Source organism: Acidovorax sp. HMWF018, assembly GCF_003061035.1.
Lineage (GTDB): Bacteria > Pseudomonadota > Gammaproteobacteria > Burkholderiales > Burkholderiaceae_C > Acidovorax > Acidovorax delafieldii.
This window is the reverse complement of sequence record NZ_QAIM01000582.1, coordinates 5,163-9,496: the sequence shown is the minus strand read 5'-3', so window position 1 is coordinate 9,496 and position 4,334 is coordinate 5,163. Positions and strand designations below refer to the sequence as shown.

Genomic DNA, 4,334 nt, shown 5'->3' with positions numbered 1-4,334 from the left:
GATTGGGGGGAGGCTGTGGGGCGCCGCGCGTGGCGACGATGGGCTGGGGAAATTATCAATTTGCGTCCATGCATTGATAATCGCCGTCAAAGAACTGCACTTGTTCCCCATGCGCATCAATCAACCCCTGGACAGTCTCCCCGACATGGCGGTGTTTGCGCGTGTGGTGGACGCGGGCAGCTTCTCGGCTGCCGCCCGGCAACTGGGCATCACACCGTCAGCGGTTAGCCGCCAGGTGGCTCGGCTGGAAGGGGCGCTGCGCGTGCGCCTGCTGGAGCGCACCACCCGCAAGCTGCGGCTGACCGATGCGGGCACGGCGGTCTACAGCCGTTGTCAGGACATGGTGTCTGCCGCACGCGAGGTGTGGGCGCTGAGCGACACGCACTCTGCCGCGCCCTCCGGCATGGTGCGCATGAGCATGGCCAAGGCGGTGGGGCGCCAGCTGGTGCACCCGCTGGTGCTGCCGTTTTTGCAGAAATACCCCCAGGTCGATGTGCAGCTGTTGATCACCGACCGCACGGTGGACCTGTTCGAGGAACCCATCGACCTGGCCCTGCGCGTGACCGATACGCCACCCCCGGGCCTGGCCGGGCGGCCGCTGGCGACCCTGCGCCACCTGGCCTGCGCCAGCCCGCATTACCTGGCTGAGCGGGGCCACCCCCAGCACCCGCGCGACCTGGAGCACCACGCCTGCATCACCCTGGGTGAGGACGAGCGCGACCGACACTGGCGCTTCGAGCGCGCAGGCGAATCCGCCACGGTGGCTGTGCGCGGGCGCTATGTGGCCAACCACAGTGAGGTGCGACTGGAGGCCGCGCTGAGCCACCTGGGCATTGCCAGCCTGCCGGGCTTTACTGCGCGCGCTGCGTTGGCGCGGGGTGACCTGGTGACCGTGTTGCCCGACTGGGAGCACAAGACCTCGTACGCGGGCACGGCCTGGGTGTTGTACCCGTCCCACCGGTTTCTGCCAGCCAAGCTGCGGGTGTGGATCGACCACCTGGTGGAAGGTTTTGCGGGCGTGGAGTGAAGCGGGGGAGGTGCGCTAGGGCAGGGCGACCGTGCGGAGGGCGCAGCGGGTGTTGCGCCCTCGGCCGCTCATCTGGCCCGGGGCTGATCACCCAACGACGGTTCCTTGGGACCAGCAGCAAAGTTCGCCACCCTTGCTGCCATGTGGCACGCAGCGTTGCGCAACCACCGCAGTCGCCGTCTTTTGTGTAACCAAAGTCTGCAAATCAGGGTTTACACCTTGTCATTTTACGTAATTATGAGAAATTACACACATGGCGAGGCAATCGCCTCTGTTGTCAGCTGTTAGTGGTGTGTTGCAGGCAATCGGCCTGCGCCGTGCTTCAGCCGCTGACAGCCGATGCCTCGCGGGTTGGTGCCCTGGAGCCTTGTTTTACATGCGTCCTGTCCCGAATTCACTGCACGACGAAGTCGCCTCCCGGCTGCGGGAGCAGATTTTTGCGGGCGCCTTGCCGCCCGGCAGCTTTCTGGACGAGGCGGCCTTGTGCGAGCGGCTGGAGATCTCGCGCACCCCGCTGCGCGAAGCGCTCAAGGTGCTGGTGGCCGAGGGGCTGCTGCGCCATGAGCCGCGCCGGGGTTGTTTTGTGGCCGAGGTCACCGAGAGCGATCTGGACAACATCTTTCCCGTCATCGCATTGCTGGAGGGGCGTGCCGCACATGAGGCCACGCGCAAGGCCGTGGCGGCCGATATTGCCGCGCTGGAGCTGCTGCACGAGCGCCTGCAACAGTGCGCGGCCGATGGGCGCATGACCGACTACTACGAAGCCAACTACGCCATCCACGAGGCCTTCATCACGCTGGCGGACAACCGCTGGCTGGCCCAGGTGATTGGCGACCTGCGCAAGATCCTGCGGCTGGCACGCCACAAGACGCTGCATGCCCCCGGGCGCATGCAGCAAAGCCTGGCAGAGCATCTGGCCGTGTTTGCCGCGCTCAAGGCGCGCGACTGCGACGCGGCCGAGGAGGCCATGCGCACCCATCTGTTGCGCCAGCGCGATGCGCTGCGCGATGTAGCCCGCAACCAGCAATCGAGGTTGACCCCATGATCAACAGCACTCCCGAATGGATCACCCGCAGCGTGTCACGCCTGCGCACTGCCGCGCCTGCCGCCGACAAGGCGGGGGACAAGACCGCCGACAAGTCTGCCAAGGCCTCACTCGACAAAACCGTGACCGATGTGGTCGCCAAGGTCGCGGTGCCGCGTTCTACCAATGAGCGCCTGCAGGCCACCCTGCGGCGCGGCCAGGAGGCGTTGTCGCCCCGCGCATTGCGCCGTCTGCTGGCCGACCTGCAGGAGGTGGTAGCGCCCCAGGTGAGCGAGATCGAAGGCGGCCGCCGCGCCCAGGCCGTGGCCGACTGGTATGCGAAGGCCGAGCACGAGGAAAGGCGCGACATGTGGCTGCTGATGTGCGAGCAGTTCGCACCGGATGCCACGCGCTTCAAGTCGGCCCGCCAGCGCTACGAAGCGGCGGCGGGCACGGCCGAAGAAGGGCAGGCCGAGATCAGCCTGCGCCGTGCGCTGGTATCGCCCCGCACGCGGCTGCTGCAGCGGTTTTCGGCGTTCCCCGAGGGCATGCGTTTTCTGGTGGACATGCGCGCAGAAATCCTGCCGCTGCTCAAGGCCGACAAGCGCCTGCTGCCGCTCGATGCCGAGCTGGAGCATTTGTTTTCGACCTGGTTCGACGTGGCCTTTCTGGAGCTGCGCCGGCTGTCGTGGGACTCGCCCGCCTCGCTGCTCGAAAAGCTCATCAAGTACGAGGCCGTGCACGACATCCGCAGCTGGGCCGACCTGAAGAACCGCCTGGACAGCGACCGCCGCTGCTATGGCTTCTTCCACCCACGCCTGCCCAACGAGCCGCTGATCTTTGTGGAGGTGGCGCTGGTGGACAAGATTTCGTCCAGCATCACGCCGCTGCTGGACGAGGCCGCTGCGCCCGTGGACATCACACGGGCCACCACGGCCATCTTCTATTCCATCAGCAACACGCAAACAGGCCTGCGCGGCGTGAGCTTTGGCGACTCGCTCATCAAGCATGTGGTGGAAACGCTCACGGCCGAGTTTCCGCGCCTGCGCACCTTTGCCACGTTGTCGCCCATCCCGGGTTTCCGCGCTTGGCTGGGCAAACATGCAGGGGCCATGCTGGACCGCCTGGACGACAAGCGCCGCAGCGAGCTGGGCCGCGCGGTGGGCTTCGAGCCGCCGCAGGCCACGCATTTGCTCGGGGCGGTGGACAAGGCGCTGGAGCTGGACGCCAAATCCCCCGTGCGCCAGATGCTGCTGGAATGCGCCGCGTACTATCTGGGCCGCGAGCTGCAAGAGGGTAAACCGGCAGACCCCGTGGCCCGCTTCCACCTGGGCAACGGCGCGCGGGTAGAGCGCCTGAACTGGGCGGGTGATCCGTCCAGCAAGGGGCAGAAACAATCGTACGGGCTCATGGTGAACTATCTGTACGACTTGAAGCGCATCGACAAGCATCGCAGCTTGCTTGCGCAGGGCAAGGTGCCAGTGTCGGGGGACATCGACAGCCTTTGCCGCGACTGACGGGGCGGCCGGCAAGATGCCGGGCGGACCAGTGACCGCGTATTTTTACAACGACAGGAGACAAGGAATGACTGATTTGCGAATCCAACGCCGGGGTGTATTGCTCGGCGCGGCGGCTGCAGGCCTGGGCCTGGCCAGCAGCAACAGCTGGGCCCAAAGCACCTGGCCCAGCAAGCCCGTGACGGTGGTGGTGCCGTTCCCCGCCGGTGGCGGCACCGATGCGTTTGCCCGGCCGCTGGCTGCGCAGTTTTCCAAAAGCACAGGCAAGACGCTGGTGATCGACAACCGGGGGGGCGCCGGGGGCACGCTGGGTGCCAGCATTGCGTCCAAGGCGGCGCCCGATGGCTACACGCTGTTCATGGGCGCCGTGCACCACGCGATTGCCCCTGCGATGTACCCCAAGCTCGACTACGACATCGAGAAAGACTTCATTCCCCTGGCGCTGCTGGCCAACGTGCCCCAGGTGCTGGTGGTCAATCCCAAGACGCCGTCCACCAACTTCAAGCAGTTTCTGGACTACATCAAGCGCAACCCTGCCAAGCTCAACTACGGTTCGGCCGGAGCAGGCACCTCGCACCATCTGGCGGGCGAGCTGTTCAAGCAGCAGACGGGCACCTTCATCACCCACATCCCGTACCGGGGCGCAGGCCCGGCGCTGCAGGATCTCATTGGCGGCAACGTGGACATGATGTTCGACGGCCTGGGCTCGTCAGCCAATCACATCAAGAGCGGCCGTATCAAGGCGCTGATGGTGTCCGGCGCCAAA

4 protein-coding genes are annotated in these 4,334 nt (G+C 66.0%); all 4 read left to right on the top strand.

The window, feature by feature from the left end; translation table 11 throughout:
• Window positions 1-109 precede the first annotated feature (109 nt).
• Window positions 110-1,027, top strand: coding sequence for a LysR family transcriptional regulator (locus DBR23_RS24780; RefSeq protein ID WP_108499897.1), 918 nt, complete (start codon window positions 110-112; stop codon window positions 1,025-1,027).
• A 376-nt stretch (window positions 1,028-1,403) separates the two neighbouring features.
• Entirely contained in the window at window positions 1,404-2,072 is a 669-nt protein-coding gene (locus DBR23_RS24775; RefSeq protein WP_056064427.1) for a GntR family transcriptional regulator, read from the top strand.
• The gene (locus tag DBR23_RS24770; protein WP_108499896.1) at window positions 2,069-3,568 is read left to right on the top strand and encodes a malonyl-CoA decarboxylase; all 1,500 of its coding nucleotides are present in this window, start codon (window positions 2,069-2,071) and stop codon (window positions 3,566-3,568) included. The genes DBR23_RS24775 and DBR23_RS24770 overlap by 4 nt, the downstream gene beginning before the upstream one ends.
• A 67-nt stretch (window positions 3,569-3,635) precedes the next feature.
• The coding region (locus DBR23_RS24765; RefSeq protein WP_108499898.1) for a tripartite tricarboxylate transporter substrate binding protein at window positions 3,636-4,334 on the top strand (699 nt) is incomplete at its 3' end.

What these genes read in the sequence shown, in the direction of transcription:
- DBR23_RS24780 (WP_108499897.1), top strand. Translation starts at nt 110, where the DNA reads ATGCGCATCAATCAACCCCTGGACAGTCTCCCCGACATGGCGGTGTTT.
- DBR23_RS24775 (WP_056064427.1), top strand. Translation starts at nt 1,404, where the DNA reads ATGCGTCCTGTCCCGAATTCACTGCACGACGAAGTCGCCTCCCGGCTG.
- DBR23_RS24770 (WP_108499896.1), top strand. Translation starts at nt 2,069, where the DNA reads ATGATCAACAGCACTCCCGAATGGATCACCCGCAGCGTGTCACGCCTG.